25 protein-coding genes, 1 tRNA gene and 6 pseudogenes are annotated in these 26,886 nt (G+C 69.6%); 12 read left to right on the forward strand and 20 right to left on the reverse strand.

Annotated elements, in window-relative coordinates; all coding sequences use genetic code 11:
- Nucleotides 1-570 carry a hypothetical protein gene (locus tag AQJ27_RS47865; RefSeq protein ID WP_159064634.1) on the reverse strand — a complete coding sequence of 190 codons (570 nt, stop codon included), beginning with the start codon at nucleotides 568-570 and terminating at the stop codon, nucleotides 1-3.
- Nucleotides 551-1,219 carry a hypothetical protein gene (locus tag AQJ27_RS47870; protein ID WP_159064635.1) on the reverse strand — a complete coding sequence of 223 codons (669 nt, stop codon included), beginning with the start codon at nucleotides 1,217-1,219 and terminating at the stop codon, nucleotides 551-553. Before AQJ27_RS47870 ends, AQJ27_RS47865 begins: the two co-directional genes overlap by 20 nt.
- Nucleotides 1,220-1,457: 238 nt before the next feature.
- Between AQJ27_RS47870 and argS the strand changes: the two are divergent.
- Nucleotides 1,458-1,979: pseudogene (gene argS, locus AQJ27_RS54055) on the forward strand (arginine--tRNA ligase domain-containing protein); the annotation flags it as partial.
- Here the strand turns inward: argS and AQJ27_RS47875 are convergent.
- The 3 genes from AQJ27_RS47875 to AQJ27_RS47880 all read right to left on the reverse strand — a co-directional run bounded on the left by AQJ27_RS47875 (nucleotide 1,980) and on the right by AQJ27_RS47880 (nucleotide 4,490).
- On the reverse strand, nucleotides 1,980-2,882 hold the full coding sequence (locus AQJ27_RS47875; protein WP_067384516.1) for an SAM-dependent methyltransferase: 903 nt from the start codon (nucleotides 2,880-2,882) through the stop codon (nucleotides 1,980-1,982). It abuts the pseudogene before it with no gap.
- A gap of 1,091 nt (nucleotides 2,883-3,973) precedes the next feature.
- Nucleotides 3,974-4,105 (reverse strand): hypothetical protein, encoded by a 132-nt coding sequence (locus AQJ27_RS60415; protein ID WP_268814648.1) that lies wholly within the window; start codon nucleotides 4,103-4,105, stop codon nucleotides 3,974-3,976.
- A 311-nt stretch (nucleotides 4,106-4,416) separates the two neighbouring features.
- Nucleotides 4,417-4,490, reverse strand: a tRNA-Met gene (locus tag AQJ27_RS47880).
- Between the two features lie 240 nt (nucleotides 4,491-4,730).
- Here AQJ27_RS47880 and AQJ27_RS47885 point away from each other — a divergent pair.
- Entirely contained in the window at nucleotides 4,731-5,084 is a 354-nt protein-coding gene (locus tag AQJ27_RS47885) for a DUF6417 family protein (RefSeq protein ID WP_067384518.1), read from the forward strand.
- Nucleotides 5,085-6,092: 1,008 nt separating this feature from the next.
- Here the strand turns inward: AQJ27_RS47885 and AQJ27_RS47890 are convergent.
- Genes AQJ27_RS47890 through AQJ27_RS47910 form a run of 5 tightly spaced genes read right to left on the reverse strand, consistent with a single transcriptional unit; the run spans nucleotide 6,093 to nucleotide 10,267 of the window.
- Entirely contained in the window at nucleotides 6,093-6,674 is a 582-nt protein-coding gene (locus tag AQJ27_RS47890; RefSeq protein ID WP_067384519.1) for a hypothetical protein, read from the reverse strand.
- Nucleotides 6,671-8,065 (reverse strand): hypothetical protein, encoded by a 1,395-nt coding sequence (locus AQJ27_RS47895; protein WP_067384521.1) that lies wholly within the window; start codon nucleotides 8,063-8,065, stop codon nucleotides 6,671-6,673. Before AQJ27_RS47895 ends, AQJ27_RS47890 begins: the two co-directional genes overlap by 4 nt.
- Nucleotides 8,062-8,895: an ABC transporter ATP-binding protein gene (locus tag AQJ27_RS47900; RefSeq protein WP_067384523.1), complete on the reverse strand. Its 834-nt coding sequence runs from the start codon at nucleotides 8,893-8,895 to the stop codon at nucleotides 8,062-8,064. The genes AQJ27_RS47895 and AQJ27_RS47900 overlap by 4 nt, the downstream gene beginning before the upstream one ends.
- Complete coding sequence (locus AQJ27_RS47905) at nucleotides 8,892-9,710, reverse strand: zf-HC2 domain-containing protein (RefSeq protein WP_067384525.1); 819 nt, start codon at nucleotides 9,708-9,710, stop codon at nucleotides 8,892-8,894. The genes AQJ27_RS47900 and AQJ27_RS47905 overlap by 4 nt, the downstream gene beginning before the upstream one ends.
- Nucleotides 9,707-10,267, reverse strand: coding sequence for an RNA polymerase sigma factor (locus AQJ27_RS47910; RefSeq protein WP_067384527.1), 561 nt, complete (start codon nucleotides 10,265-10,267; stop codon nucleotides 9,707-9,709). The genes AQJ27_RS47905 and AQJ27_RS47910 overlap by 4 nt, the downstream gene beginning before the upstream one ends.
- 699 nt (nucleotides 10,268-10,966) lie before the next feature.
- Here AQJ27_RS47910 and AQJ27_RS59795 point away from each other — a divergent pair.
- Together AQJ27_RS59795 and AQJ27_RS59800 are read left to right on the forward strand one after the other, a co-directional pair.
- Nucleotides 10,967-11,038, forward strand: a pseudogene (locus AQJ27_RS59795) (hypothetical protein); the annotation flags it as partial.
- Nucleotides 11,039-11,112: 74 nt separating this feature from the next.
- Entirely contained in the window at nucleotides 11,113-11,301 is a 189-nt protein-coding gene (locus tag AQJ27_RS59800; RefSeq protein ID WP_235613959.1) for a hypothetical protein, read from the forward strand.
- A 160-nt stretch (nucleotides 11,302-11,461) separates the two neighbouring features.
- Here AQJ27_RS59800 and AQJ27_RS47920 read toward each other — a convergent pair whose 3' ends face one another.
- The 3 genes and pseudogenes from AQJ27_RS47920 to AQJ27_RS47930 form a co-directional block, all read right to left on the reverse strand.
- A complete protein-coding gene (locus AQJ27_RS47920) occupies nucleotides 11,462-11,812 on the reverse strand; it encodes a hypothetical protein (RefSeq protein WP_159064636.1) in 351 nt (116 codons plus the stop codon).
- A 37-nt stretch (nucleotides 11,813-11,849) separates the two neighbouring features.
- Nucleotides 11,850-12,341 (reverse strand): hypothetical protein, encoded by a 492-nt coding sequence (locus AQJ27_RS59805; RefSeq protein WP_235613960.1) that lies wholly within the window; start codon nucleotides 12,339-12,341, stop codon nucleotides 11,850-11,852.
- 366 nt (nucleotides 12,342-12,707) lie between these two features.
- Nucleotides 12,708-13,012, reverse strand: a pseudogene (locus AQJ27_RS47930) (helix-turn-helix domain-containing protein); the annotation flags it as partial.
- 562 nt (nucleotides 13,013-13,574) lie between these two features.
- Between AQJ27_RS47930 and AQJ27_RS54080 the strand changes: the two are divergent.
- A pseudogene (locus tag AQJ27_RS54080) lies at nucleotides 13,575-13,971 on the forward strand (transposase); the annotation flags it as partial.
- Nucleotides 13,972-14,301: 330 nt separating this feature from the next.
- Here the strand turns inward: AQJ27_RS54080 and AQJ27_RS47935 are convergent.
- Nucleotides 14,302-15,186 (reverse strand): NmrA/HSCARG family protein, encoded by an 885-nt coding sequence (locus tag AQJ27_RS47935; RefSeq protein WP_067384532.1) that lies wholly within the window; start codon nucleotides 15,184-15,186, stop codon nucleotides 14,302-14,304.
- Nucleotides 15,187-15,870: 684 nt separating this feature from the next.
- Here AQJ27_RS47935 and AQJ27_RS47940 point away from each other — a divergent pair.
- Together AQJ27_RS47940 and AQJ27_RS47945 are read left to right on the forward strand one after the other, a co-directional pair.
- A complete protein-coding gene (locus AQJ27_RS47940; RefSeq protein ID WP_067384534.1) occupies nucleotides 15,871-17,025 on the forward strand; it encodes a Gfo/Idh/MocA family protein in 1,155 nt (384 codons plus the stop codon).
- Nucleotides 17,026-17,087: 62 nt separating this feature from the next.
- The gene (locus AQJ27_RS47945) at nucleotides 17,088-17,825 is read left to right on the forward strand and encodes an SMI1/KNR4 family protein (RefSeq protein ID WP_235613961.1); all 738 of its coding nucleotides are present in this window, start codon (nucleotides 17,088-17,090) and stop codon (nucleotides 17,823-17,825) included.
- Nucleotides 17,826-17,828: 3 nt separating this feature from the next.
- On the opposite strand, the gene AQJ27_RS59815 is transcribed toward AQJ27_RS47945, so the two are convergent.
- Entirely contained in the window at nucleotides 17,829-18,551 is a 723-nt protein-coding gene (locus AQJ27_RS59815; protein ID WP_341866169.1) for a tyrosine-type recombinase/integrase, read from the reverse strand.
- Nucleotides 18,552-18,609: 58 nt separating this feature from the next.
- Nucleotides 18,610-19,062, reverse strand: a complete 453-nt coding sequence (locus tag AQJ27_RS47950; protein ID WP_067384537.1) for a MarR family winged helix-turn-helix transcriptional regulator — start codon at nucleotides 19,060-19,062, stop codon at nucleotides 18,610-18,612.
- A 94-nt stretch (nucleotides 19,063-19,156) separates the two neighbouring features.
- Here AQJ27_RS47950 and AQJ27_RS47955 point away from each other — a divergent pair, with 94 nt between their 5' ends.
- Complete coding sequence (locus tag AQJ27_RS47955; RefSeq protein WP_067384539.1) at nucleotides 19,157-20,215, forward strand: ABC transporter permease; 1,059 nt, start codon at nucleotides 19,157-19,159, stop codon at nucleotides 20,213-20,215.
- Between the two features lie 84 nt (nucleotides 20,216-20,299).
- On the opposite strand, the gene AQJ27_RS47960 is transcribed toward AQJ27_RS47955, so the two are convergent.
- Both AQJ27_RS47960 and AQJ27_RS47965 read right to left on the reverse strand, forming a co-directional pair.
- Nucleotides 20,300-20,725 (reverse strand): GNAT family N-acetyltransferase, encoded by a 426-nt coding sequence (locus AQJ27_RS47960; protein WP_067384541.1) that lies wholly within the window; start codon nucleotides 20,723-20,725, stop codon nucleotides 20,300-20,302.
- A gap of 22 nt (nucleotides 20,726-20,747) precedes the next feature.
- Nucleotides 20,748-21,401 carry a TetR/AcrR family transcriptional regulator gene (locus AQJ27_RS47965; protein ID WP_067384543.1) on the reverse strand — a complete coding sequence of 218 codons (654 nt, stop codon included), beginning with the start codon at nucleotides 21,399-21,401 and terminating at the stop codon, nucleotides 20,748-20,750.
- A 142-nt stretch (nucleotides 21,402-21,543) separates the two neighbouring features.
- On the opposite strand from AQJ27_RS47965, the gene AQJ27_RS47970 reads away from it, so the two are divergent.
- On the forward strand, nucleotides 21,544-22,974 hold the full coding sequence (locus tag AQJ27_RS47970; protein WP_067384545.1) for an MFS transporter: 1,431 nt from the start codon (nucleotides 21,544-21,546) through the stop codon (nucleotides 22,972-22,974).
- Between the two features lie 513 nt (nucleotides 22,975-23,487).
- Here the strand turns inward: AQJ27_RS47970 and AQJ27_RS47975 are convergent.
- Nucleotides 23,488-24,159, reverse strand: a complete 672-nt coding sequence (locus tag AQJ27_RS47975) for a DUF305 domain-containing protein (protein WP_067384547.1) — start codon at nucleotides 24,157-24,159, stop codon at nucleotides 23,488-23,490.
- 92 nt (nucleotides 24,160-24,251) lie between these two features.
- Nucleotides 24,252-24,704, reverse strand: coding sequence for a DUF6153 family protein (locus tag AQJ27_RS47980; RefSeq protein WP_067384548.1), 453 nt, complete (start codon nucleotides 24,702-24,704; stop codon nucleotides 24,252-24,254).
- Between the two features lie 388 nt (nucleotides 24,705-25,092).
- On the opposite strand from AQJ27_RS47980, the pseudogene AQJ27_RS47985 reads away from it, so the two are divergent.
- The 3 genes and pseudogenes from AQJ27_RS47985 to AQJ27_RS47995 all read left to right on the forward strand — a co-directional run.
- Nucleotides 25,093-25,503 (forward strand): annotated as a pseudogene (locus AQJ27_RS47985) (sensor histidine kinase); the annotation flags it as partial.
- An 83-nt stretch (nucleotides 25,504-25,586) separates the two neighbouring features.
- The gene (locus tag AQJ27_RS47990) at nucleotides 25,587-26,324 is read left to right on the forward strand and encodes a DUF4118 domain-containing protein (RefSeq protein ID WP_067384553.1); all 738 of its coding nucleotides are present in this window, start codon (nucleotides 25,587-25,589) and stop codon (nucleotides 26,322-26,324) included.
- Between the two features lie 6 nt (nucleotides 26,325-26,330).
- Nucleotides 26,331-26,615 (forward strand): annotated as a pseudogene (locus AQJ27_RS47995) (amino acid permease); the annotation flags it as partial.
- Between the last annotated feature and the right edge of the window lie 271 nt (nucleotides 26,616-26,886).

Genomic DNA, 26,886 nt, shown 5'->3' on the forward strand with positions numbered 1-26,886 from the left:
CTATTTCTTGGCGAGGCGGAGCTGGTTGACGCACCGCAGGTCCTGCCGGTACTTCACCGAACCTTGCTGGTACCAGAACCGGCATTGCGACGTGTCGCCCGTCACCGGACCGGTCACCCTGAACCGGGCCATGTGAAAACTGTTGGCCGGTTTGTGGGCTTTCACGGTGAAAGTGCTCGATCGCTCCGGCAGGCCGGTGATGTCATCGTTCGGTGACTTCACCAGGCGCACACCGATTCCGTATCCGCCGGTGTCGTAGACGCTCACCACTTTGTAGCCGATCAGCTCCAGCCCCTTCGGCAGGTTGACGAACTGGGCCTTGGTTATGGTCACCGGTACACCGCTGGTGTTGGTCGCTTGGGGCAGGTTCAGCCAGTACTCCTTGCCGATTCGCAGCTGGTCGTACTCCAGGTTGGCCTGCTCGAGCAGTCCTGCACCCAGCGCGTGACCCTTCCATGCACCTGTGTCGTCTGGTCGCTGCGGGACCAGCCAGGCTGCCAGGGCCGCCGCCACGATCAGCAGCGCGATTCCGGCGATCAGCCGGGCGCGCTTACTTGGAGTAGAAGACATCGGCCTTGCCGCTGCTGATCGACGCGGTCGTCGCCATGCCTGGGAACGGCACCTGCGTCTGGCCGGTGGCGCCGTCGCCGAGGTCGTTCGCGGTCAGGGTGACCCGAAGGCCCGCGGCGGGCTGCCCGTTGCCGAGGGTGAACTTCCCGGTGACCGTGTTCGACGGGGTCTGGGCGGGCTCCTCGGCCGGGTCGACGGCCTCCACCTCTCCGGTCTCGTCCGGCGGGGTGGTGAAGTAGGGCCGCACAGAGGGGTCCGGGTCCGCGAGGCGGGGTCCGGCGTCCGCCGTGATCGTGCCGACGATTCCGGCGCGGACCTCTGGATCGAGCTGAGCCCACGGCCCGGTGGAGTATTTGGCGATCTGACCGGTGGTGTCGGGATCGCTGGTGGTCGGCAGGTTCGCCGTGTAGAGGGTGTCGATCAACGTGTCCGTGGTAACGATCTGGGGTCCCCAGTCCATGTACTTGTGCAGCACGCGCGGCGCCGCCATGTTGCCGGTGGTGTTCGGCTCCCACACGTAGGTCGGTACGGAGGTGAGACAGTCGGCGGCCGCAGCCGGCTGTGCGCCGGCCAGCGGAACCACGACACTCCCGGCAAGGGCAGCGGCGATCATGGCCGGGTGCGCGTGGCGGGATGCCCGGACTCTCATGGAGTCCCTTTCTGCGGTGCAAGTAGAAGGATGCCCAGCAGAGGTCTGACCTGCTGGAACACCTGGATTTGATCACATGTGAAGAAGCTGTGTCACTCGAGCCCGTGTGAGGCTGACGGGTAAGGGCAGTTGGTCGATGGTTCTGCGCGCATGGGCGAGTACGGCCCGTACCAGAATGTGTCCCCGGCGTGTGCATGCCGGAACAGGTCTGCCTGCTCGCCGACGGTGCCGAGGCGCGGTCCCGCTGATCGTGAAGAAGTCAGACGGCGGCTACGGCTACGCGGCGACCGACCTCATGGCGATCAGGGACCGTGTCTTCAACCCCAAGGCGAACACCCACGTCTACGCGTGAGGGTGAGACGGTCCGGCTAGGGTGAGACGGCCCGGCTGGTGGATCTCCTGGACGAGGCGATCGAGCGGGCCACCGCCGTCGTGCGGGAGAAGGGCGCCCAGGGACAGCTGTCGGAGGAAGAGATCTCCGAGCGAGGCACGCAGGTGGGCATCGGCGCGGTCAAGTACGCCGACCTGTCGCGTCGGCGAATCGCGACTACGAGTTCGACCTGTACCAGCCGGCGTCCCTGCACACGACCTTCTACTCGGAGTGCCCGGTCCTGAAGGAAGCCACCCCGGCCCAGGTTGAGAACCGCCCGTTCCTGCGCGACCTCACGGCCCGCACCCTGCACCGGGGCATGGCCCTGCTGGGCACAGGACGCCCGAGCGCCTCTGGCCGATCCCTGGTCAAGGCCTGATCGAACCGTGATCAGGCCTTGCGGCCTGTCGCCGCGTAGATGTTGATGTCGGCTTCCGCGACGTCGTTGATGTCATGGAAGGGAATCATGTCGATGGCGTCGAGGGTGGCGAGGTGGGCGGGGTCGGCCTGTTCGGGGGAGGGGGCCGCGCCGTCGGGGCGCCAGCGGTGGACCGGGACGACACCCGGCTCCTCCAGTTCGAGCCCGGTCTCCGTGAAGAACCGCTCGACGTCCCGCTTCGAGCGCAGCACGAAGGTGAAACCGCGCTCGGTGTACGTCCGTCGCACCGCGCGGATGGCCTCGGGGTTGACGTCCTCGGTGAGATGGCTGAGGACGAGCCGGCTGCCCGACGGCAACGCGTCCACCAGTTCACGTACGGCCCGGTAGGCCTCCTCGTCCTCGACGAAGTGCAGGACGGCCGCGAGCACGAGTGCGACCGGCTGGTCGAGGTCGAGGGTCCTGGCAGCCTGTTCGAGGATCCGGGCAGGCTGCTTGAGGTCCGCGTCGATGTAGTCCGTACGGCCCTCGGGGCCGTTGGTGAGCAGGGTGTACACCTGGGCCAGCACCACCGGGTCGTTGTCGACGTACACGACCCGTGAGTCCGGGTTGATCCGCTGGGCGATCTGATGGACGTTCTCCTGCGTCGGCAGCCCCGTGCCGATGTCCAGGAACTGCCGGATGCCGTCCTGCGCCGTCAGTTTGGTCACCGCCCGGCGTAGGAAGTCCCGGTTGTGGCGGATGTCGAGGTAACCCCGTGGGTTGGCGGCGAGCGCCGCGGTGGCCGCGGCCCGGTCGACCGGGTAGTTGTCCGTGCCTCCGAGAAACAGGTCGTAGACGCGCGCCGGGTGCGCCTTGGTGATGTCGACCCGCCACCTCAGCACGGCGGCGTCCTGACCCAAAGCATCACCGAACATAAAGCCTCTCCCCGGAGAGCCGCGTTGTTCAAGGGCAAACAACCTAGCCCCCGGGGTGAGTTGATCGGGGAGGGGTCGACAAGACCTTCACGTACGGAGCCGCGCCCCTCGCATCACACGACCTTCCCGGGATATCTCTCCAGAGACGTCTCCGGACGGCTCCTGATGTACTCGCCACCCTTTGACGACACCGACTCGTGACGCATGACCGCTGCGCACACGCACGCCGCCGACAAACTCGGCGCCACGGTTCATGACCCGCGGGCCTGGGATTGGTGCGGCCGTACCCTCGGCCACCGCGCCGCGCACCCCGTTCATGGTGCGTGCCGGCTGCGCCTGGCATCCGTCTCCGCCGGGCGGCCGGGCGGCCGGGCGGGGAACTCTGGGAAGGCTTCGAGCGGGCCGCCGCCGCGTTCCCTGGCGTCCGCAAACCGGCGCTCCACGCCCTGTTCGACCGGACCAGCGATGGATGCGCCTACCGCGCTGAGTTGTCCGCGTTCGTCGACGAGCCGCCGCTGTCGCCGGACCCCGTCCCGCGCGACGAACTCGACCTGCCTGGCGCCTGGTTCGAGACGATCCGCAGGAACCTGTCGGCGGTCGCGTCCCCCCTCCGACCGCATCGCCGTGCGCCAGGAGTGGATCTCGCGCCGTCCCCGAGTACACCGGTGAGGTGGGGGACATGGAACGGCCTTCGCGGGACTCATCAGGTAGGTGAAGACCAGGGGAGGGTGTGATGGCCGTCGCTGTCAGTGTGCTCGAGGCGGCGGGCCAGATCTGGACCAGGTACCGCTCGACGCCCTCCGGCACGGCCTCCCATGTCAGGCGTGCCACCTCGCGGCGGCCCTCGCAGTACACCAGTGCCTGCCACATGTCGTCCGTATCGGACAGGTGTACATGGGCGTCCATGGGCCCGGCTGCGACACTCCACAGCGCCAGTTCACCTGAGGGGGAGTGGAGCTGGGCTTCCGACTTTTCCTCCCAGTCGCCGTGGTCATCGGCGGCGGGTGGCTGCCCGTCCCGTACTTCTGTGTGGTCATGGCGGCGGTGTGTGTGGCCGGCGCTCTTGACGTCCAGCCGGCCCTCATGGGCGGTCAGGAACGCACCGCCGGCCTCGCGGCCTTCCGGATACGCTGGGGGACCTGTGCGTCGTCGAGGTCCTGCAGAGCGAAACCGTAGAAGTCGAACTCCACATCAAGCTTCTGCTGCTGGATCAGCTCAGCCACCGCGACTCCCGAGCCCGATCACCTGACGCAACACCTACCAGTGATCGTATCGGGCGCGACGCCGCGCGGGACGCCGTTCGGGAGTCGGGCACCCGGGTGGGGGCGCGTGCGCGCGACTGCCGTAAGCACGCGGGGCGATCAGGGGTGGTTTCGTTCACGTTCAGCGGCAGTGTTGCCGATGGGTTTCATCAGCAGTTGGCGATCAGCGCGCTGGCAGATGCTCACGAGAATTGACGGCAGCGTCGTCGGCTCTCCCCGGGGTGGGACACGCCTGAGGGGCCAGCACCATGTGCCGGCCCCTCAGGTTTCAGTAGCGGGGACAGGATTTGAACCTGCGACCTCTGGGTTATGAGCCCAGCGAGCTACCGAGCTGCTCCACCCCGCGTCGGTTCCTCCACCCTACGCCAATTATCCCGGCCTGGAGACCATCATCGCCTGCCTGCCGCGAGGGGTATCGGCAGTCGCGGCTGCCACTTCCTCCGGCCCCTCACTCGCGCCAGGCCGTGAATCCGTCCGTTACCGAGAGTGCGCTGTCGGTGCTGGAGGCGCTGCGCGAGCGCGGGCAGGAGCGGCCGGGCACGGCTGGACGCTGGGCACGGAGCTCCTCCCGGCGCACCAGCAGCAGGTGAACGCCCTGGAGAGCCAGGGCCTGGTGGAGCTTGCCTGCCGGGAGGACCGCGCGGAGCTGTCGGCGCTGGAGGGTTGGCCCGTGCGGTGGGCGGCCCGTCTGACGCCGTATGGCCACGACACCCTTGCCTACGCCGAGTCCCGTCCCCGGCCCGAGTCCACGTCCGGTGAGGCGGACCCGGAACGGCAGCTGGTGAAACTGATTCCCTGGCAGATGGCGGCACTGCGCGTGTTCGTCGGCCTCACTGGCCGGCTCTGGGTGCCGCCGGTTGCGGGTCTGGCCGAGCAGGTCCGTACGACCTCGTGCGGCCACGGGATCAAGCGGTGGCAGCTGCATCTGAGCTGCGTCTGATCGGCGTCGCGGACCTCGGTCATGACCGGGGCCAGGTGCTTGTGGGAGCGGGTGGGCATCCAGGCCAGGTCGGGACGGATGACATCGCCGCAGACCAGCATCAGCAGCCCGGAGGTCAAGTCCACGCGCTCATACGACGGCGACGGCCCACCCTGGCGCAAGAAGCGCAGCGGGAGATCTGTCCAGTCCGCGCCGGGGATCTCCTCGACGCGGCTGGTCTTCCAATGCTGCTGCCAGGTCTCCCCTGGGAGGCTGGACAGCCGGCGCCGAAGTTTTGCGACTCCGCGCCGTCGCCCGGCCCGGGTGGCGCTGGCCGCTGGCAAGAACGATGGCGGCGTAAGCCGCCGCAGCACCTCATCCGCCGACTGCGCTGCCACCGGCCACCGGCCACCGCGCCTCCGCGGCGCGGGGCGGGAACCGTTCCCGCAGTACGTTGTTCCGTGCCCGGGCCTGTTCGGCTGGTGCATGCGCGGTCTGCAGTTGTCGGCGCGTCGAGTGCCTTGTGGTGATGGTCATGAAGACCGCCCGAAGAGCACGTCCATGGCTTCCGGGTCGTAGCCGGGTGCCGGAGGCGGCGGCATCGGCTCGGCATGCCGGCCTGTCGGCCTTCCGCGAAGTCGCCGGTCGCACGGTCACCGCGGCCGAGCGGCCAAGGGCCTGAACCGGGGCGAAGCGAAGTCCAGAGAACACGTCCGCGCACCGCTGCTCCAGCAGGTCCTGGCCGAGCTGAAGTGGGCGAAGAAGCTCAGCGACGAGGACCGGCGTGGTCTGACCGCGCTGTTCTGGTCCAATGTCAACCCGTACGGCACCATCCGCCTGGACATGGACATGGACAAGCGCCTCGGCCTGGGGCTCACGGCGCCCCGCCCCCCGGCACTTGGGCAGACACCGCCGACCGATCGGACACGGAGACACACTGAAGTACTCCTGGTCCCCAGATGAACAAGGCAGCGTGGTGGGTGCTCGATCCGATGCGTGCGCATGCCGCACGCGACCGCGCCGCGGGCGTCACCGTCTCGGTCCCGCGACGGCGTAGGCCGCGGTGCCGGTAACCGCGAGGACCACGGCCGTCCAGGTGCCCGCTGCCGTGCCGGGCGGCAGCAACATCCAGTTCGCCACCTGCATCGGCGCACTCGTCGGGGGCGGGGCAAAGAAGGAGAACGAGAGCCAGGCGAACGGCGGCGTCCAGGCGTACAGGGCGCCCGAGAGCGCCGCGCCCAGGGCGACCAGTCCCATCAGGCCCGCACTGTCCCGGACGACGAACGCGGTGGTGGCCATGGACTCGCCCATCGCCTGCACGGCCAGCAGCACCGCGCCGACGACCACCCCGCAGAGCAGCACATGTGCCGCTCTGCGGGGCACCCAGCGGATCGCGGCCGTCCGGTCCAGCGCGAGGTCCTGCCCGCTGAGCCCGATTGAAGCTGCCATAGCCCCCGTAGCGAGGACGAGCACGGGCAGCCGCGGATCACCGGGCCCCGGCCCCCCGCTGCCGTTCCGGGCGAGTGCCCACACCGCCACCACGCTGATCACCACCGCGGCGAGCGACGCGGGTACCTGCCGTGAGCGCGCGTACAGCGTCAGCCATCTCACCGGGACGCACCGCCTTTCAGCGCGTCGAACGGGTCGCCCTTGCAGGAGAACGCGGCGGCGCGCATCGCGTTGATCCGCGAGAGCTGCTCGGCCCGCGGCAGTGCCTTGAGTTCCTTCCACACCGGGCGGGTCTCGGCGTCGACCTCGCGGCGCAGACTTGCCGGTGTGCCAGGAAGCGGCCTGAGGTCCCCGAGGACCCAGCCCGCCGCGACGGTCTGCGCGAACAGATCTCCCCCGAAGCTGCTCCAGCCGACGGGGGTGCAGCCTGGCACCATGCCTTTGGCGATCAGGGCCCAGGTCAGCTGCTCGCCCTTCGCAGCGGCGATGATGTCGTCGTCGAAGTCGAAGAGCACCGTCTTGCGGGACCACTGCGGCGTGGAGCCTTGCGGCAGCACGGCGGTGTTCTCCCGGACCGAGACCGGCGCCTGGCTGCCCAGGGCGCCATGCAGCAGGCGCAGCGCCTTCTTACCCGGACCCGCGAGGTCGGCGAGTCGCGCCTGCTGCGTCTTCGTCACGCACACCGGGCCGTCGCACACCAGCTCAGCGGCGGCCTTGTCGACGACATACATCCGGCGCGGGTCGGAGGGAAGGACGAGCAGAGCGATCACCGCGCCCGCCAGGACGGGCGTCAGGGACAGCAGCCGGGTGCGCGGGGTCGCGGCGACCAGCAGCGCGAAGCCGGTCGCGGCCATGGCGAGCAGCCAGATCGTCTGCCCGACGTGCACGGAGGCGGAGAGCGTGACGAGTGCATCGCGCACCTCCTGCACCGCCGGTGACAGCAGGGAGATCCGGTTCGGCTCCGTGCCCGGGAGCCCCGTCGCCGTGGCGGTCTCCGTCCGGCCCAACGACATCTGCATGAGGGCCGTGAACACGAAGGCGCCCATGGCCAGCGCGGGCGGTGTGAGCACGGACGGCAGAGCCCGCCCGGCCCCCATGCCCAGCACGGCCCCCGCGACGAGAGAGAGGGCCCCTACCAGCGAGATCGGCAGCCACCCCAGGTGCGTGTACTCGGTGTTGGCGACCACCTGGACCGCGCCCACGAGGACGAGGAGCGCAAAGGCCGAGGCCAGCGTGATCGCCGTCGCGCCCGCCAGTGTGGCCGCGCGGTGCCGGGCGGGCCGCGGCGTGCTCGTCAGCAGTTCGGACATCTTCGAGCGGTGGTCGCGCAGGCCCTGCAGCGCCCCGAGTCCTACGGCGAGCGGCCACAGGTAGAACAGCAGGGAGCGGGTCCACAGGGCCATGGACGTCCACTGGGCCGTCCACGCCGTGGTGCCCGTCCACCACGATCCGGGAATCAGGTACAGGAACGCCAACGCCGGCGTCAGGATCACGGCGCCGGCCCACGGGGCGACGGAGCGCTTCAGCTCGATACGCAGGACGCGGACGTTCACCAAGTGCCCCTTCCCTGCTCGGGGTTGAGCAGCAGCGCCGAGTAGCCGCGCTCCAGCGGGCTGTCACCCACGTGCTCGGGGCCGCCCACCGAGGCCAGCTCGTCCGGAGGGCCCTGGAAGACCAGCCGCCCCTCGGCGAAGACCACCACGTCGGTGCACGCGGCGGCGACGTCCTCGACGAGATGGGTCGAGACGAGCACGCAGGTGTCCGTACCCAACTCCTGCAGCAGCTCACGGAAGCGCAGCCGCTGCGCCGGGTCCAGGCCGACCGTCGGCTCGTCCAGCAGCAGGATCGTCGGGTCGTTGACGATGGCCTGGGCGATGCCGACCCTGCGTACCATGCCGCCCGAGAGGGTTTTCATCTTGTCGTCGGCGCGGTCCGCCAGACCGACTCTCTCCACGGCGCGCTGCACGGCGGCGGGGATGTCCGCCTTGGGCACCTCCTTCAGCCACGCCATGTACTCGACGAACTCGCGCACCGTGAAGCGCTTGTAGTAGCCGAACTCCTGCGGCAGGTAGCCGATCCGGCGGCGCAGCGCCCGGTGCTCGCCCATGCCGCCCGTGGACTCGCCGAGGATCTCCAGAGTGCCCTCGGTGGGGCGCAGTACGGTGGCCAGCGTCCGGATGAGAGTGGTCTTGCCCGCCCCGTTGGGGCCGAGGAGGCCGTGTACGCCGGTGCCCAGCGACAGGTCGAGGCCGTCGACGGCCATCCGTTTCCGGCCGACCCTGACCTTCAGCCCGGTCGCCTGGATCTCCCAGGCGTAGGCCGTCGGCGCGATGTCGGCCGCACTCACCGCGGACGTCATGTGGTGTTCCTTTCCGATCGTCATCGATGGGCTCCCAATACGGAGTACGCGCCCCTGCGGGCGATCACGACAGCGGTACCGAGCGCGAGGACCAGTCCCCACACAGGCAGGCTGCCCGTCTGCAGGGCGAAGGTCGTACGGCTGGTGGCCAGGGTCGGCGCCACGACCGCGGCGGCCCACACGGCCGCCAGCGCGACAGCGGCCCGGGTCACACCGACGACGCCGCCGAGCGCCAGGGTCGTCGAGGTGAAGGCCAGACAGGGCAGCAGCCACTGCGCGGCCGTCACACCGGTCACCCATCCGGCCACCAGCAGCGCGGGGACGACCACGGCTAGCACGGACGCGGTGCGCCGCAGCACCAGATAGAGCCCGGCCCTGGGCACCGAGGCCGTCAGCTCGTACGCCGGGTCCAGGCCGCGCGACCACGACGCCGCGACGCCGAGGACGGGCAGGATCGGGGCGAGCAGCAGCACCAGCGACACCTCGCCGGAGCCCGTGTCGACCAGGTCGAGCAGCAGCGCGAGCAGTGTCACGCTCACGACCATGGCCAGCCACGGCACCATCGTGGGCGTCATCCACCTCGACAGCCGCGCCGACCACCGTCGTTGGCGCGGCATCGTGGCGGAGGCTGCCAGCTGGGGTTCGAGGTCGGACCACACGGTGCCGACCAGCGCCGCCACGGCGGGCGCCTCGGCAGTGACGGCGGCCGAGAGCCGGTCACGACACCCCTCGCACGCCTCCAGATGGGCCTCCAGGGCCCATACCTCGTCGGCGGCGAAATCCGTGTCGCCGCGTGCGTAACCGTCGATGATCCGCATCGACGCGTGTTCCACGCTCATGCCAGCGCCTCCCGCATCGCGATTCGGGCCCGGCGGGCACGGGTCTTGACCGTGCCCTCGGGCAGTCCGAGCAGGACCGCGGTCTCCCGGACGGACAGCCCGTCGAGCACCATGGCCTGCAATACCTGTCTGAGTTCCGGCGCGAGGCGCCGCAGCGCGTCGCCGACGTCGCCGCCTACGGTCGTCGCGAGTGCCTCCTCCTCGGCGGCGGGCGCCGCGTCGGGGAGCGCGGCGGCCGCCGGCGGCTCGGCGTGGTGGGCCCTGCGCCGGAAGGCGTCCACCAGGCGGCGTGCCGCGATCGTCCACAGCCATCCGGCGGCCGTCCCGCCCGTCGATGACCCCGCGAACGCGCCCGCCGCGCGCCACACCGCCAGATACGTCTCCTGCATGACCTCGGCGACGATCTGTTCGTCGGCGCAGCGACGGCGCAACCGCAACGCCATCCACGGCGCGGTGCGCCGGTACAACTCCTCGAACGCCGCGCGGTCACCCCTGGCCACCAGCTGGACGAGACGCTCCTCGTCCAGCGCGCGCGGTGCCTTCCTGACTGATCTCACACCGGCTAGACGCCCGAGCCGGGCCGCAGGTTTTCCCCTCGACGTGATCCCCGCCACATGTGGGAAACCCGTGGGCTTCACTCATCGGTGTTTCACGAGTGGTCGCTCGTGAAACACCCCCATGGAACTGGGCTCGTGAGCGACGGTTTCAAGCGCGGGGGATCGTACGACTGCCCGATGTCCACCTGTGCCGCCCCGGCGGGCTCTCCGTGCCGGACCGGGAAGGGCACGGTGGCCATCCAGGACACACCACCGGCCTCCGTCTCGTGCCCCAACTCGCCAAGGCGCTCAACGTGCCGACCCCGGCCGTACGCAGGCCGGGCTCGGCGTGGACCGAGCTGCCCCGCCCCGCGAGACCGACTACATCCACCGGTACTTCGAGCTCACCGCCCGCGTCATCGACGGCCTGGAGAAGGCGCTGGGCGGACTCGGCCTCCTCGACGACGCCCTCGCCCTCGACCTGCGCAAACCCCAGCACTACTTCCACCGCGTGTGGTCCACTGCCTTCCGCGCCGCCGACCTCGCCGACGCGGGCAGCGACGAGCCGGACGAATGCAGCGATACGTGCACAGCCGACGGCGACGACCTCGAACAGGAGGCTGAACGAACACCACCACCGTTCCCGAACCCCGCACCGCCGCGGCCCTGGCCGCCCGCCGCCGCAAGACCGAAGCCGCCCTTGCGTGCGTCCACCAGGCCATCGCCCGGCTCCGCCGCGAGACAGCCCAGGTCAGTGTCGCCGTCGTCGCCCGCCGGGCGTACGTCTCACGCACCTTCCTCTACGACGACGCCGAGGCCAGAACCGCGGTCACCACAGTGATGCCGCAGTCGGTCAGTTACGCGACTTGCCAGCTGAGTGGACCGAGGACGTCATCCAGCGAATCACCACCGAGAACACCACCCACGAACAGCGCGTCCGCCAACTCAACACCGACAACCGCACCCTTGACGAACGACTCAAGGCCGCCCGCTCCAACCTTCATTTTCAGGACCGGCGTATCGCCGATCTCGAGGGCCGCCTCACCGAAAACTGACCACGACGTGACTTTGTCCGCCCGGCTGACCCCGCAGCCCGGCCACCGCCCCGCGGGCGGGCCATGGCACGGGCCCGCCCGGATGGCCTGGAAGCCGCACAGCGCCAGACACGCGACTTCGCCCGAGGAAGGGAGGTGTTGGCTGCGTGGGCGGGATGGGTCAGGTAAGTCGCCGTCCCATCTTTGCTGACTTCCGGTTGTGTCCCTTCGTGTCCCACCACTCTTCCAGATGGGCGTGGACGAGGTGCACGAGCTGCAGCAGTCGGTCGGGAGAGGGTGCGGGCGAGGTGAGCACATCCGTCCAGGACTTGTCGTCCCAGGGGAGGGTGACGACCCAACGTTCATCCGGGTGGTCTTGTCGGCCTACAGTCAGCCAGTACGTCAACGTCGCGCTGCGGTCCGGATGGTGCTCGACCGTCATTCTGACGACGTCGAACCGCAGTCCGTCAGCGGTGACGTACGAGCGGCTCAGGGCCTGCTCGGCTGGTGTCCGTTCCTCCACAGAGGGCAACCACCCTTTCACCTCGGCCCGCACCCCAACACCGTGTTCAGCAGCGAGCAGCGCCGGCGACGGCCGGCTGGTCGACCTTGTAGGCCGTCAGGAGGTCGTTCCTCCCGGCCGGGGTACCAATGATGGTGCGGAACTTCTCCACTCGCGGGCACTGATTGGTGTAGGTGGAGTAACCACCGCGGCCATTGCCGTCCCCGGACCCGATGGCAGTGCTTATCTTCCGGTCCATCGTACTGTCCCAGCCGTGCCCCGCCTTGATGTGCTTCCAGCCCCACGTGCTTGTGCCGCAGCGCAGGGTGTAGAAGGTGGGGGGACCGACGGGCACCTGGCGGTAGTACTTCTTCAGGACGTAGTTGCGGCTGTGGCTCCTGCACTTGGCGTCAAAGCTGTCGGCCGCCGCGGTGCCGGTCTTCCCTGAGACGGCGGGCGCGGCGGGCGCGGCGGACGCAGAACCGGCTGCCGGAATCAGTAGGGCCGATATGACGGCAGCAGCAGACAGCGCTGCCTTGACGGCAGTGTTGTGAAGCATGCGTTCCCCTCTGTTCTCCCCGTGGTCAGCGGGGAGTTGGTGTACGAAGCGCCCCATTGGTGGCGCCGTTTCACCGTTTCATCGTTGGCTGCATGCCGTCAATGGAATACATGTCAGGCCATTCAGGCGCAGGTTTCACAGCACTGACCAGGCCCCTCACGGCAACCGGCACCTGCGACTTCGGCTTCGGCAGAGCCCAGGAACCCAAGGGGCAGGAGTTCCGGGGCTCTGATCGCCGGTGGGTCGGGTCGGTCAGGGGGTGGTGGTCAGTAGCCTGGAGGTTTTGGTGCGACCACGCAGTTGGATGTGCCGGATTCGGCCGTTCCGTTGATCGCGGTGGCGCGGAACTCGTAGTTCCACACGCGCGGGCCTGCGCCGGGTGCCGGTGCGACGCGAGGCGCGGGCCAGGTCGTGCGGATGGGCCCGCTCCACCTCGTCCAGCCCGAGGGCGCGGGCCGGCGCGTCCAGCACCTCCGGTGACGCGTTGAGCGAGAGCCCCTGCTCCAGCCGCGTGTAGTAGGACAGGCCCACCCCGGCGAGCTGTGCCGGCTCGTCACGGCGCAGACCCGGCACGCGACGGCGCTCTCCGAAATCCCGGAGTCCGCATCCGCCGGCTGCAACTGCGACCGACGCATCTTGAGGACCTCCCCCAACCGCGGCTTCTTGTCCATGAGCCGAGTATCGAGCACCAGGACGCCAGGCAGCCTGACGCTGGCAAGGGCAGGCTGCAAGCGGCTGGCGCCAGCGCACTCGGAGCCACGAGCGGGACGCAGGACCGGCCCGGGAACGGAACACGGGCGGGGGCCGAGCGGCGTCACCGTCCCGGAACCCGGTACGGCGACTTCACCGCCGGCGCGGGTGACGAACTGGCACACCTTCGCCGGGGTGGTCTTGGCCACGCGAAACCGAACCGAGCGGTCTTCGAGCGTGAACGCGAAAGCAGCCTACTCGGCACTCTCCGGTTCCGTGTGGCAGCGGTCTGAATCTACGCTCCCAAGGGCTCCAGCAAGGGTCAGCTGCTGGAGGCCAAGGAGAACCTGCAGAAGATGCTGGCCAACATCCCCCCTCACCGACGACGAACGCGCCGCCGTGGACGACGGCCAGGCCTCCCTCGACCAACTCCTGGAACGTCTCACCGACGGGACGAGATATCCAATCTGTGTTAGATCCTCACCGAGATCGGCGAGGTCGACATCCGGGTTCAGCGCCGATACGACCCTCTGAGTCAGACGTGTCGACCGGACCGGGTTCCCCTGGCTCTGCCTGCCGCGGGACTTCGCGCTGTGGGAAACCGTCTACGGGTACTTCGCAGCCTGGCAGAAGGACGGCATCCTTGACCAACTGAACGGTCTCCTAAGTCAGTTGGTGCGCGAGGCCGAAGGCCGGGACGCCGAGCCGAGTGCCTGTGTGCTCGACGCCCAGAGCGTCAAGACCTCCGCGAACGTGCCGATCGCGGGTCAGGGCATCGACGCAGGCAAGATGATCGCGCACCAAAGCCATCGACCACGGCGCCCGCCTCGGTATCGACGTCGAAGCCGTCCACCGGGATCCGACCGCGAAGGGATTCAAGGTGAGCCCGCGACGCTGGGTCGTCGAGCGGACCTTCGGCTGGCTCATGCACCACAGCCGTTCTGTCCCTCGGCCGGCTCGAAGGCGTCGACGAACTGCAGGGTAGGGCGCGGCGGGGCGAACTCACCGAGTTGACGGTACTGACGAGCAGCAAACCAGGTAGCAAGTAACCCGCCAGTAACTTGGTGAGGGCGGCGAGGGGCAACTCGGCCAGTGCCTCCCCTGGCCGCTGGCGTCACCCTTTCGACGGTCGCCAAACCGGAGGCCGAGCCGACGGGTGCCGTCAGTCCCTGCTCGACCAGGTGTTGAAGGGCCTGTGAGAGTACAGGGGCTGATCTCTCGGCATCAGAAGGGGCCCATCGCCGTCTCGGGGCGATGGGCCCCTTCGCCTTTACCGAGCCTCCAGATCCCAGTGCTGGGCGGCTGCCCAGTCGGCGAAGCTCCGCCAGCCCACCTCGGGGTGGTCGCGCCGCAGCCCTTCGACGTCCACGTCGAGACCGGTACCGGCGAAGTAGCGGAACATGGCGGCGAGATCGGCGGAGTACGCCTCGATCTCGGCGAGGGGGACCGGCACGAATTCGATCGGACGACCGCAGGCGGTGGAGAGGGTCTCGGCGATCTCGGAGCACGTCACACGATCGGAGGCGAGGTCGATGCGGCGCCCGGCGAACTCCTCGGGGTGCCGGAGGGCGAGCGCCGCGAACGCGCCGATGTCGGCGGCCGAGATGAACGGCAGCGGCAGGTCGGCGGGCAGAGGCAGGGCGAACCGGCCCTCGCGTAGGCCGCTCATCGTCCACTCGCCGGTGTAGTTGTCCATGAAGACGCCCGGGGCGATAACGGTCCAGGGGATGCCCAGGCTCCGCAGGTGGAGCTCGATGCGGTGCTTGCTGTCGAAGTGGGGGATGCCGGTGCCGCGGTCCGCGTTGGCGGCCGAGGTGAACACGATGTGCCGGACGGTCCCGCTCGCGGCGGCGGCGTCGAGCAGCGCGACTGCCTGCCGCACCTCGGCGTCGGTGTCGGTGCCGAAGGGCGTGGACATCGCGAACAGTGCGTCGGCCCCGGCGAGCGCGGCATCCAGGCCGACGCGGTCGTCGAAGTCGGCGTACGTCACCTCCGCGCCGAGCCGGCGCAACTGCTCGGCGGCCGCGGACGACGGGTTACGGGTCAGCGCGCGGACCCGTAACCCGTGGAAGAGCAGGGCCCGGGCGGTAGCGCCGCCCTGGGCGCCGGTCGCGCCAGTGACAGTGACGGTGGGTTGGTAGATTGCCTGTGTCATGCAGCCAATGTACGACACATTCTCTGTGTCACGCAGGTATTTAGTTGGGTGCCCGCCGCCATGCAGCGCCTCGGCGACTTCTGGGACTCGCCCGCCGAGGACTGGCAGGCGATGTTCGACGGCTGCGCCGGACAAGAGATGGCCCTGCTCAGCCGACACACGCGCCGCACAACCGAACTCGCTGAGCGACAGATTGAGCACCTACGCGCCCTGCCACCCCGGTGAACGACAAGGGCCCCCGACTCTCCGCTCGGAGAAGGAGAAGCCCACTCCGGGCGAATTCGGGGCTTGGCGGTCGGTCGAGCAGTCTCCGGTCGAGCCGGGCAAGCCGGCTAGCGTCGGCACTGGTCACCTCACTACTGCCAGCGCCTTTGGGTCCACCGAGTCGCCGCCCGCAGTGTCCTGCCCATGGAGTCGAGGTGAGCCCGTCCTCGGCGTGCGCCGTGGACGGCCTCCAAGGTCGCCGGTTCACCTCGACCCCAAGGAGCTGACTCCGCGAAGGCGCCAATGCACCCTCGGATTCCCGCTGATGACCCTTCAGTTCGCTTGAACCCGCGGGCTTCGTGTCGTTGACGAACGGCGAACCATCGACATGTAGCTGAACGTGATGCTCAGACCGTGTCCTCCATGGCGATGGGCCGTTTTGAAGTGAGAGAGCAGCCGGTCACGAACGCTGGGGTGCACATGACGTCCACTTCCCCTCATCGGGAGTTGATTCGTGTCGGTGTCGTGGGGCTGAGCGCGAGCGGCGGATGGGCGGCCACCGCCCATGTGCCGGCGCTGGCCGGGCTCGACGGATACGAGTTGCGGGCGCTGAGCGCCAGCAGCGCCGAATCTGCGCGTGCGGCCGGCGAGAAGTACGCGGTGCCGCTGGCCTTCGCCAGTGCAGAGGAGCTGGCCCGCAGTGAGGAAGTCGATCTCGTGGTGGTGACGGTGAAGGTTCCGCATCACCTGGAGCTCATCCGACCCGCGCTGGAAGCGGGGAAGATGGTGTTCAGCGAGTGGCCGCTCGGTGCCGACCTCGCGCAGACCGAGGAACTGGCCGACCTCGCGCATCGCAGGGGAGTTCTCACGGCTGTCGGTCTGCAGGCCCGGTCGGCTCCGCCGCTTCGGTATCTGCGGGACCTGGTCGCCGAGGGCTACGTGGGGCGGGTGCTGTCGACCAGCATGCTCGGGTCGGGCTGGATCGGGGGCGCCACATACGACGACAACTACGCGTACGTGCTGGACGTCACGAGCGGCGCCACGCTGCTGTCGATCCCCTTCGGGCACTCGGTCGACGCGCTGACCATGGTGCTCGGGGAGTTCCGCGAGGTGTCAGCTCTCATCGAGAACCTGCGCCCGGAGGTCACGAACGTCACGAGCGGGGCGGTCGCGGCCAAGAGCGCAGAGGACCAGATCGCCGTCACTGGTGTGCTCGAGTCGGGGGCCGTGGCCGCGATGCACTTCCGCGGTGGGACGTCCCGCGCCACTGCGTTTCATTGGGAGATCAACGGCACGGAGGGTGATCTCGTCGTCAAGGCCGACCGGGCTCAGTGGTGGTACGGGGGGACACAGCTGTACGGCGCCCGGGGAGAAGCAGGCGCGTTGACCGGACTTCCGGTTCCCGCCCGCTATCAGCGCTCGCTGACGCAATGGACCGAGCGATCCGCCGAGCCCGCCTGCAGCGTCGCTCACGAGTACGCGCTTCTGCGCGACCAGATCAACGGGAGCCTCGCGCCGGACGAGGACGGCGTTCCCGACTTCCGGCACGCCGTACGGCGGCACGCCATGCTGGAACGGGTCCGAGAGGCGGCGCGCACGGGCCGGAAGGTCACACTTGCAGAGCAGGGCGCGTAAGCCCCGAAGTGAGTCAGGCCATGAACTCAACCGCTTCGCCCTCGGCGAGGATGCGGTAGGCCGTGGCAGCCGAGGGGCGCTTGCCCTGGTTCTTGCCCGAGGTGATGACGAGCTTCCGGGCGATCTGCGAAACCGGCCCCGGACTGGTGGGCTCGCATGATGAGGTGTCGCGTATTCACGGACGGATGCGGGCCGCCGTCACTCTGCGCCGACCGCGGATCGCGGCGGCGGGGGCTCGTGCCGAAGGCGACAGTGGCATGATCCGGGCCATGGATCAGCTCTCGTACTCGGCTGCATGGCTGTCACGGTGGCGTGACGAGATCACGGGTGCGGTGAACTCCATGATGTCGACGTTCGAGGAGACGTACGGCTACGAGCCGGGCACGAACGAAGTCCGGGCCGCCGGCGAAGAGGACCTTCGGGCTGCCCGTGACTACGGTCGGGAGGTTCTGGGATTCGAGGATCTACTGACGTTCTACGAGTCGATCGGGGAGGTCGTGTTGTCTGACGTGGGCAACGGCTACTTCGTCCACTCGGCGCGCGCTGTCCTGCACATGCTCGCAGAGGAAGGGCCGGTCTTCGTTCCGGAAGCTGATGACCCTCATGGGATGGTGATCGCTTCGAACGGTGGGGGCGTCCTGTACGTCGCCGACTGGGGCGGTGCGATCCACCGGTCTCGGTCTGCCTCCCTGGATGATGCGGAGTTCGACAAGGTTGCCGACGATCTGCCGCAGTTCCTTGATGACATCCGTCGTTGCGTCGTCAGTTTCGTGGAGACGGGTGTGATCGGAGACCTGTAGTGATCACCGACTGTGGTCGCCGGGGGCCTTCGCGATGACGGGGGCCGCGGCCTGGAGGACGAGTTGGCGGATCGCGGAAGTCCTGTCGCGCTGTCCAACTCCGCCCCCGTCTGCACCTGGTGCGTGTTCTTGTGGGGACCGGTCTCGTTCGTGGTGCCCATCGTGATTCTTCCCGGCACGGACCCCGGTCCATGCCAATCGGGTCACACCGGGCCAAACACGCAAACGCGCCTGGTCCTGGGTGATGACGTGGGGCGGAAGTGTGAGGCCGGGCATCTGGCCCGTCTTCATGCACCAGCGGAGGAAGGTCCGGGCTGGGCGCCGGGTGGCCGGCACCGGCAGGGACGGCCGTTCCGGGGTTCCGGAGAGCAGACGGTGGACCTGGGGGGGGAGGACAGAGTGATGCCGCGTTCGGTCAGGTGTGGCATCAGCTCGGCGACGGTGAACATGCCTCGGGCGGCCATCAGTTCGCGCAGGCGCCACCGGTAGCTGATCTGGCGTGGCATCAGGGGTGCTTCCCGGCCACAGAGCGGCCTCGATGGTGGCGTCCAGGACGCGACGCGGGGAGCGGGTGCGGAAGTCGGAGGAGACGCAGGTGTAGATCGCGGTGGTGGACGTGTGGTCGTGGCCGACTGGCTGCTGGACGAACAGCGGGTCGTGGCCGTCCTCGATCAGATGGGTGATGTAGGACCTCCGCAGGGAGTGGAACTCCCGCGCGGGGTCCAGACCGACGGCGTCCCGGTAGGCGGCGAAGCGGGAGTCTGAGGGGGCGCCCGGTGGCTCCTCAGGGTGCGTTGTCGACGTCCATGGCCGCCGGGTTCAGTGACGCCAGGAGTTTCAGGAGCAGTGAGTGGGCCTGTTCCTGCTCCGTCGGTGTGAGTACTTCCAGGGCTTCGGCGTGGGTGGCGTCCACGGCGGCGCCGGCCTCGGCCGCGAGCCGCAGGCCGGCCTCGGTCGCGTGCAAGCGGTGAGTGCGTCTGTCGCCGGGGGCTGTCCGCCGTTCCAGGAGCCCCCGCTCGACCAGCCCGTTGACGGCGGTTCCCATGGACTGGGGGGTGATCGACGCCCGGCGCGCGGCGGTCGCGCTGGTGACGCCCGGGTCGAAGGCGGCCTGGATCAGGGCGCTGTTCTGGGCGAGGGTCAGGTGGAAGGGGCGCAGGGTGCGCTCGATCCGGCTCGCCATGATCTGGCCGATCTGCCAGGCCACATAGCCCGTACGCCGGTCGGGATGTTTCACGTGCCGGGCCCCTTTTGTAAGGCAGCTGATTATGGTGTACAACAGATTATCAGTTGACTTCCATTCTTCCTATTCTTCGAGGATCCTGCCTCTGATGTCCCAGCACGCCTCCGCCCGACATCACCACAAGCACGCCCTGGACGTGGCCCATCCGCCGCCGCGCCCCGGGACCCCGCGCGCCGTCCTGGTGCCCGTGGCGGTCGTCCTGCTGATCGGCACCGTGTTCGTCAGCGTCTACCTCGCCGCCTTCCACGCACCGCGCCCCCATGAGCTGCGGGTGGGCACCACGGAGATCGGCACCCATCAGGCAAGCCTGCGCCAGGACCTCGCACACGCCGTCCCGGACGGCTTCACCCTGGAGACATACCCCGACGAATCCGCCGCCCGGCGCGCCGTCCAGGACCGGTCCGTCTACGCGGCCTACCTCGGCAAGGGGGATCTGCTCTACGGCAGTGCCAACGGAGCCGCCGTCACCGCCACCGTGACCACCGCGTTCGGCTCCGTGGCCCGCGCGGAACACCACCGCCTCTCCGTCGAGGACGTTGCCCCGGCGTCGGCGGGGGACACCCGGGGGCTGTCCGTCTTCTACGCGGCCTTCGGCCTGGTACTGGCCGGATATCTCTTCGGCATGACCACCTACCAGCTCGCTCCTCGCCTGCAGTACCGCTGGCGGATGGCCAGCCTGGCCCTGTTCGGCGTGGCCGGCGGCGTCCTGGTCTCCGTCATCGCCGGCAGCACCGGCTTCGGCGCCCTGCCCGGTCCCTTCCTGCCCCTCGCCCTCGTGGTCGCGCTGATGGGCGCCGCGGTCGGTGCCACGACCATGGTGCTGCTGCGCCTGTTCGGCTCCGCCGGCGTCAGTCTCGCCTCGATCCTGCTGCTGATCCTCGGCAACAGCAGCAGTGGCGGCATCATGCCCGCCGCCTACCTCCCCGCCTGGCTGCGCCCGCTGTCCGAGATCCTGCCCGTCGGGGTCGGCGTCCGCGCCATGCAGGGTCTCTCCCGATTCCAGGACGACGGTCTGACCCGCGCCCTGGTGATCCTCCCGCTATGGGTGCTGGGCGCTGCCGCCGTGCTCTACCTCAAGGACGTCTTCCGACGCGAGACCCCGAGCCGCGTGCCGGACACGGTCGAGCCCCAGCCCGCAGCGGCCTGACAGCGGACGCTTCCGCACCCGGCCTGCCGAGGGTTCCGGGACGACACCGGACAGCGGTGCCGCCCTTCATACGGCTCAGTCGGCTCAGTCGGCCCGGATGAAGCGGGCCATCCCGATGGACTTGGGCGCCCTGTCGGTGAACCCGAACTTCCGGTAGAGATGATGGGCGTCGCCGTCGGCGATGAGGGAGACGTACGAGAGTGCCGGTGCGCGGCGTTCCAACTCGTCGTTCAGGGCCTGCATGATGCGGCGGCCGAGCCCACAGCCCTGGTGCTCGGGCAGGACGCAGATGTCGACGATCTGGAAGAAGCACCCTCCGTCGCCGATGATCCGGCCCATGCCGACCGGATCGCCACCGTGGACGGCCACCACCCCGTACCAGGTGTGAGCCAGCCCCACCGCCGCGCCCTCGGCGGACTTGTCGCTGAGACCGGCGCGGGTGCGGAGCCGACGGTAGTCCTCCACCGACGGGACGCCGGGCTGGATCTCGTACGCGCTGGGATCGGGCAAGGCGGTTCCCCTTACGGCTCGGCTACGGCTCGGTGCGACGCGGGGCGTAGTGGCCCAGGAACATGTCTACCCCACCCGTGATCAGGCGGTCGGTGAGACCGTCGTCGATGTCGGTGCCGTAGGCACTGAAGACCAGGTACGGGAAGACCAGCAGGGAGTAGAGCTGGAGCACGGCCACCTCGATGTCGGGGACGTCGAGCCGGCCCTGTGCGACCAGTTGCCGGAGTGCTCCCGCGACGGCGGGGTGATGGCGCTCGGGACCGGCGTCGTGCCAGCCCTTGCCGAGTTCGGGGAAGCGGTGCAGTTCGCGGGCGACGACGTTCCGCAACGCGAGGATCTCCGGGTTGGTGCGGATTCCGGCCACCCACGCGCGGGCGGCGGCGATGAGCGACTCACGCAGGTCGTCCGAGTCGGCGAGGCGGGCGATGGCGTCGGCGAGGTTGCCGCCGAGCGGCGCGTCGAGCGAGTCCTTGACGACCCCGATGAACAGGGCTTCCTTGCTGCCGAAGTGGTTGTAGACCGTCACCTTGGACACGCCCGCCTCGGCGGCGATGAGATCGACACTCACGTCGAAGCCCTCACGCAGAAAGAGCCCGCGGGCCGCTTTGACGATGGCCAGTCGCTTTGCCTCGGCGCGCGGTCCGGCGGGGGGCCGCTTGACGTCCTTCGTGCTCATGCGCCGAGTCTAGCGGCATATGAACTGAACGGTTGAGTTCACATGTACTGAGCCGTACAGTTCACCTGACCGGGCTCGTACGGGGTTCGTCGTGTCCCGGCCGTACTTCCCCCTTCCGTATCGCACGCTTGGAGGAGTCCTCGTGACGCACAGCACCGCTGACGCGCACCACGCGTCCGCTTCGCAACCCCCGGCCGACCCGCGCCGCCGGCTGATGCTCGTCCTGCTCTGCCTGGCCCAGTTCATGCTCGTCCTGGACGTCACGGTCGTGAACGTCGCCCTGCCCGACATGGCGACCGACCTCGACCTCGGCAGGCAGGCGCTGACCTGGGTGGTGACCTCGTACACCCTGTGCTTCGGCGGGCTGATGCTGCTCGGCGGGCGCGTCGCCGACGTGTTCGGCGCCCACCGCACCGTCCTCGCCGGGATCGCGGTGTTCACCGCCGCGTCCCTGGTCACCGGGCTCGCCAACGGCGCGCCCATGCTGCTCGGCGGGCGGATAACCCAGGGCATCGGAGCCGCCCTGCTCTCCCCGGCCGCCCTCTCGATCGTCACCACCGGCTTCCACGGCGCGGAACGCAACAAGGCGCTCGGCGTCTGGGCCGCCGTCGGTGGCGCCGGATCGGCCATCGGCGTGCTGCTGGGCGGGGCGCTGACCGACGGGCCCGGCTGGCAGTGGGTCTTCTACATCAACGTGCCCGTCGGTGTCCTCACCCTCGCCGCGCTGCCGGGCCTGCTCCCGGCCCGTCCGCCGCGGCCGGCCCGGCTCGATCTGCCCGGCGCGCTGCTGGTCACCGCGGGCACCGGGTCGCTCATCTACGGCCTGGTCGAGGCGGGCGACACGGGCTGGAGCGGAGCCGCCACACTGCTGTCGCTGCTCGCGGCGGTCGTGCTGTACGGGGCGTTCGCCGCGGCCGAACGGGTCGGCGGCGCTCCGCTGATGGACCTCCGCATGCTCACCCGCCGTCCCGTGGTCGCGGGCGCGTTCCTGTTGCTCATCGCCACCGCGCTGCTGATCGCGTTCTTCTTCCTGGGCTCGGTCTACCTTCAACACGTACGCGGCTTCAGCCCGCTGCGGACCGGCCTCGTGTTCCTGCCCGTGGCCGTCGCCACCGCCGTCGGCGCCCACTTCGGATCCCGGCTCGTCGGCAGGATCGGCAGCAGGACGACCGCCGTGGGAGGCATGCTGATCGCAGCGGCGGGCACCGCGCCGCTGACCCGGCTGTCGCACGACGGCAGCGTGTACACCGGCCTGCTGCCGGGCCTCGCCGTCGCCTCACTCGGCCTCGGGGCGGTCTTCGTCACCGCCACCACCACGGCGCTGGCCATGGTCGCCCACGAGGAGGCCGGGCTCGCCTCGGGCGTCGTCAACACCTTCCACGAGGTGGGGGGTTCGATCGGCGTGGCCGTCCTGTCCACCGTCGCCGCCGCGGGCGTCGAGCACGGCGCGATCGACGGTTTCACGGACGCGTTCAGGCTCAGCGCGGTCGCGGCCGTCGCGAGCGCGGGCGTCGCCCTGTTCCTCGTACCGCGCGGCAGGCCACAGACGACCGGCGGACCTCATGTGCACTGAAGAGCACGTGCGGCAGCGTCATGCGGCGAGTCGGGCGACGGCTCCTGGGCGGCGGGTCGACGGCTCTCTGCAAGCACTGTGACAACGGGGGTCGGCACCTGGGGCATCGGTCGCGCGCCCACTACGGCGACGGCGATGCTCCCACAACGGCGACGGCGACGCGACGGCGCTCCGGAGATGCGGGCGGTGGTCGCCCGGGCCGAGGTCGAGTGGTCCGAGGCCGAGGGGGGCCGTCGTTCTTCCCTGGGGGCGGTGTGTGCTGAGGGCCCGCCCGGGGGGCGTCGATGGTGCGGGTGGAAGCCGCCGACGAGGAGAACCCGCGGCGGGCATCCAAGGGGGCGTCCAAGGGCGGCTGACACCCGCATCGGCGCCATGTGATCCGGCGGCTGGTCAGCGTGTGGTGGAAGCAGTACGTGCCCGGCCCCGACGGCGGTGACGCCAAGGCCGGGCGTGACCGCTCCGGGCTCCCCACGGCGACCGAGGGAGCCCGGAACGGTCAACGGGTACCGCGGATCAGAGCCGGTCGAGGATGCTCTGGAGTTGCTTGACCTCGGCGGACTGGCCCGTGACGATGGCGTCGGCCATCTTCTTGGCGTCGGCGTTCTGTCCGCTCTTCTGCTCGGTCTTCGCCATGGCGATCGCGCCGTTGTGGTGGTCGATCATCATCTGGGCGAACATCTTGTCGAACTCCTTGCCCTGCATGGCCTTGAGTTCCTTCATGTCCTTGTCGGACATCATGCCGTCGCCGCCCATGTCCATCCCGGGCGCGTCCCCCGCCGCGGTGGGCTTGCCCCAGGACTTGAGCCACCCCGTCATGGTCCTGATCTCGGGGTCCTGAGCCTTCTCGATCTTCGCGGCCAGGTCCTTGATCTCCGCGTCGGAAGCGCGACCGTCGGCCAGCTCGGCCATCGCCACGGCCTGCTCGTGGTGGGGGATCATCATCTGCGCGAACGTGACATCGGCCTCGTCGACGTCACCGGCCTTGGCGGCCGCCGTCGCGGTCGCTGTGGCCGAGCTCTTGCTGCCGCCGTGGTCCATGCCGCTCATGCCGCTCGCGCCGTCGCCGTCGCTGCCGCAGGCGGAGAGCATCAGGGCCCCGGCGGCTACGACGCCGACGGCCGCGACACGGCGGACGGGCTTGCGGTGGAGACGCTTGCCGTGGAAGGCGCGCGTGAAGGCAGTCATCGTGAACTCACCTCGTGTGTTGGTTCTGGCTGTGTGGGCGTACGCGTCGTCGCGGGAGCGCGCGTGGTGCGCGTCCGCGAGGGCGGTTCGGCCTACAGCCGCAGGACCGACAACTCGGCGAGATCAGGGCCGCGGGGTGGGGGATTGGGCCGCAGCATGACGGGCGCCTCGGCGAGGAGCTTCGCCAGCCAGTCAGGACGGCGGGCGAGGGCCCTCTTCAGCAGTGCCGTGAGCAGCCACGCACCGAACAACACCGCCACGCACAGCGAGACCATGTCCATCGCCATGGCCGGCCTGTCCTTGGAGGACGTGTGCGTGGAGTGCGCGGCGCTGCCCCGCTCCGGTGATGCCGGATCCCCCATGGGGTCGTCGGCGGCCACCACCGTGTGCATGGTCGAGACCTGGGACGCGAGGCTCATGCCGTCGTCGCGCGCCTGGTCGGGATGTCCCACGGTGTGCATGACGAACACGCCCAGCGCGAGAACGACGACGAGGAGCAGGTGCCCGTAGGCCCCTCCCGCCCGTACGTATCGGTTCACGTGCACGTCGGCAGTCTCCGTCTGTGATCGCTCGGACCGGCTTTCCGACAGTATCGAAGGTGAGTGGAGCGTGCCGTCGCGGGGGCCGGGTTCCCGCCCACTTCCTGAACGGCTCATTGAAACGCACGGTGCGGTACGGAACCCCGCACCGGCACGGCCGACCCGGAACCGTACCCCCGGCGGAGCGTCCTTCACCCGGTCGGGCCAGGGCACGTCAAGGCGGTGTCAACGTCCATGTGACCGGCGCCAAGGATGCGTCAAGGGTCGTGCCGGACGACTCGCGGAAGGGCTTCGGTGGGGGAAGTACCCCTTCCCGTCGGAGAGTTGATCTTCAGACGAGGACCGGGGTGGGTGTGCTCATGCTGAACCTGCGGGCCACGGCGTTGGAGGAGGTCCTTTGCTGGAGCGGGTGATCGCCAACCTCATCGGCAACGCGGTCCGTCACAGCCCGGCGGACCGCAAGGTGCTGCTGACCGCGAGCACACACGCGGGCCGCGTCGAAGTCCGTGTCGTCGACCGCGGTCCCGGCCTGCCGCCGTCCCTCAAGCTCTCGGCTCCGCCCGAGCAGGGAGGCACCTCCGTCCGCGACCGGCTCTTCGAGCCCTTCCGGCGCCTCGGCGACACCGACAACACCACCGGCCTCGGCCTTGGCCTGGCCCTGTCCCCGGGGCTGACCGAGGCGATGGACGGCAGCCTCACGCCGGAGGACACTCCCGGCGGCGGTCTGACGATGGTGCTGTCGCCGCCCCTCGCCGAGCGGGTGGATCTTCTCAGTGATACGCAGAGCGTAGGAGGCGGCGTGTGAGCGGGGGGCGTATGAGTCGTGGAAGCGGTGAACGAGGGCTCGGGCCCGAGGTCGCCGTGGCAACCGCAGGAGGTGACGGTGTGATGACCGGCTATTCGCTCCGGGACCGGCTCGCCCTGGTGGCGGGCCTGGTGGGACCCTTCCTGGTGGCGCTCGTCCTGGTGCCCTTCCGCACGGATCTGTCGCGTACGAACGCGGCGCTGATCCTGGTCGTGGTGGTGGTCGCGGTCGCCGCCCTCGGCAGCCGTACGGCGGGGGCGCTCGCGGCGCTGTCCGCGGCGGCCTGGTTCGACTTCTTCCTCACCCGCCCGTACGAGACGTTCGACATCCGTACCTCGGCCGACATCGAGACGGCGGTGCTGCTGCTCGTCGTCGGCGTGATCGTGTCCCAGCTCGCGGCCCGGGCCCGCCGCCTGGAGGTCGTCACGGTGACGGACGCGGACTATCTCGCCCGCGTCCACGAGACCGCCAAGCTCGCCCAGTCCGCCAAGTCCTCCGACACCGTGGTCGACCACGTCCGCGGCCAGCTCACCGAGGTGCTCGGCCTGCGCGGCTGCCGCTACGAGTACGGCACCCTGCTGGGGCAGCCGCCCCGGCTCGAGCAGGACGGAAACGTCTCGGTCGGCCACCGGCGCCGGGACGTCGACGCCTGCGGCTGGCCGGACGGCGAGATCGAACTGCGCACCTACGGCAACGGCCACTACCTGGGCCGCTTCATGCTCACCCCCGGCCCGGGCCCCGTACCGCCGCTCCAGGCCCGCCTGGTGGCGGTCACCCTCGCCGACCAGACGGGCGCCGCCCTCGACACGGCCGGGCGGTAGGCATGCGCCCGCACCCACACGCTGGCCCGCGACTGGGCACAGTGGGACCCCGGGGTACCGCTCGTCCAGCTCACCTCCGAGCGCCGCACCGTGGGGCGCCCGATCGCCGAGTACGTGGGCGAGGCGGCCGCCGCGGAGCCCGGCACCCGGGTCACCGTGCTGATCCCGGAGGTCGAGCCGGACCGGCTGTGGCAGCGGCTGCTGCAGAACCAGCGGGGCGCTGTGGTCGCCCACGCGGTGCGCCGTGTCACGGACGCGGTGATCTGCCGACTGCGGTTCCGCGTCCACTGAATTCTTTGACGCCCTGCGCCGACGTCCCGTTCTGATGTCCTGTTCCGACGCCCTGCTCCGACGTCCTTCCCTGCTCCGCGTCCTGCTGGCCCGCATCTCGCCGATGCGGGCCATTGGCGTACTCAGCCGGACGGTGGGACCCGTCGCCGTACGTGGAGCGGGCGGCCGTAAGGGTTCCGTCAAAGGCGGACCGGCCGCCGTATGGGGGGTGTCAACGGCGGCCGGATCCGGCCATCGAGGCGGTTATCTCTAACCGTCCGCTTCATTTCTG

This window comes from Streptomyces olivochromogenes (genome assembly GCF_001514115.1).
Lineage (GTDB): Bacteria > Actinomycetota > Actinomycetes > Streptomycetales > Streptomycetaceae > Streptomyces > Streptomyces olivochromogenes.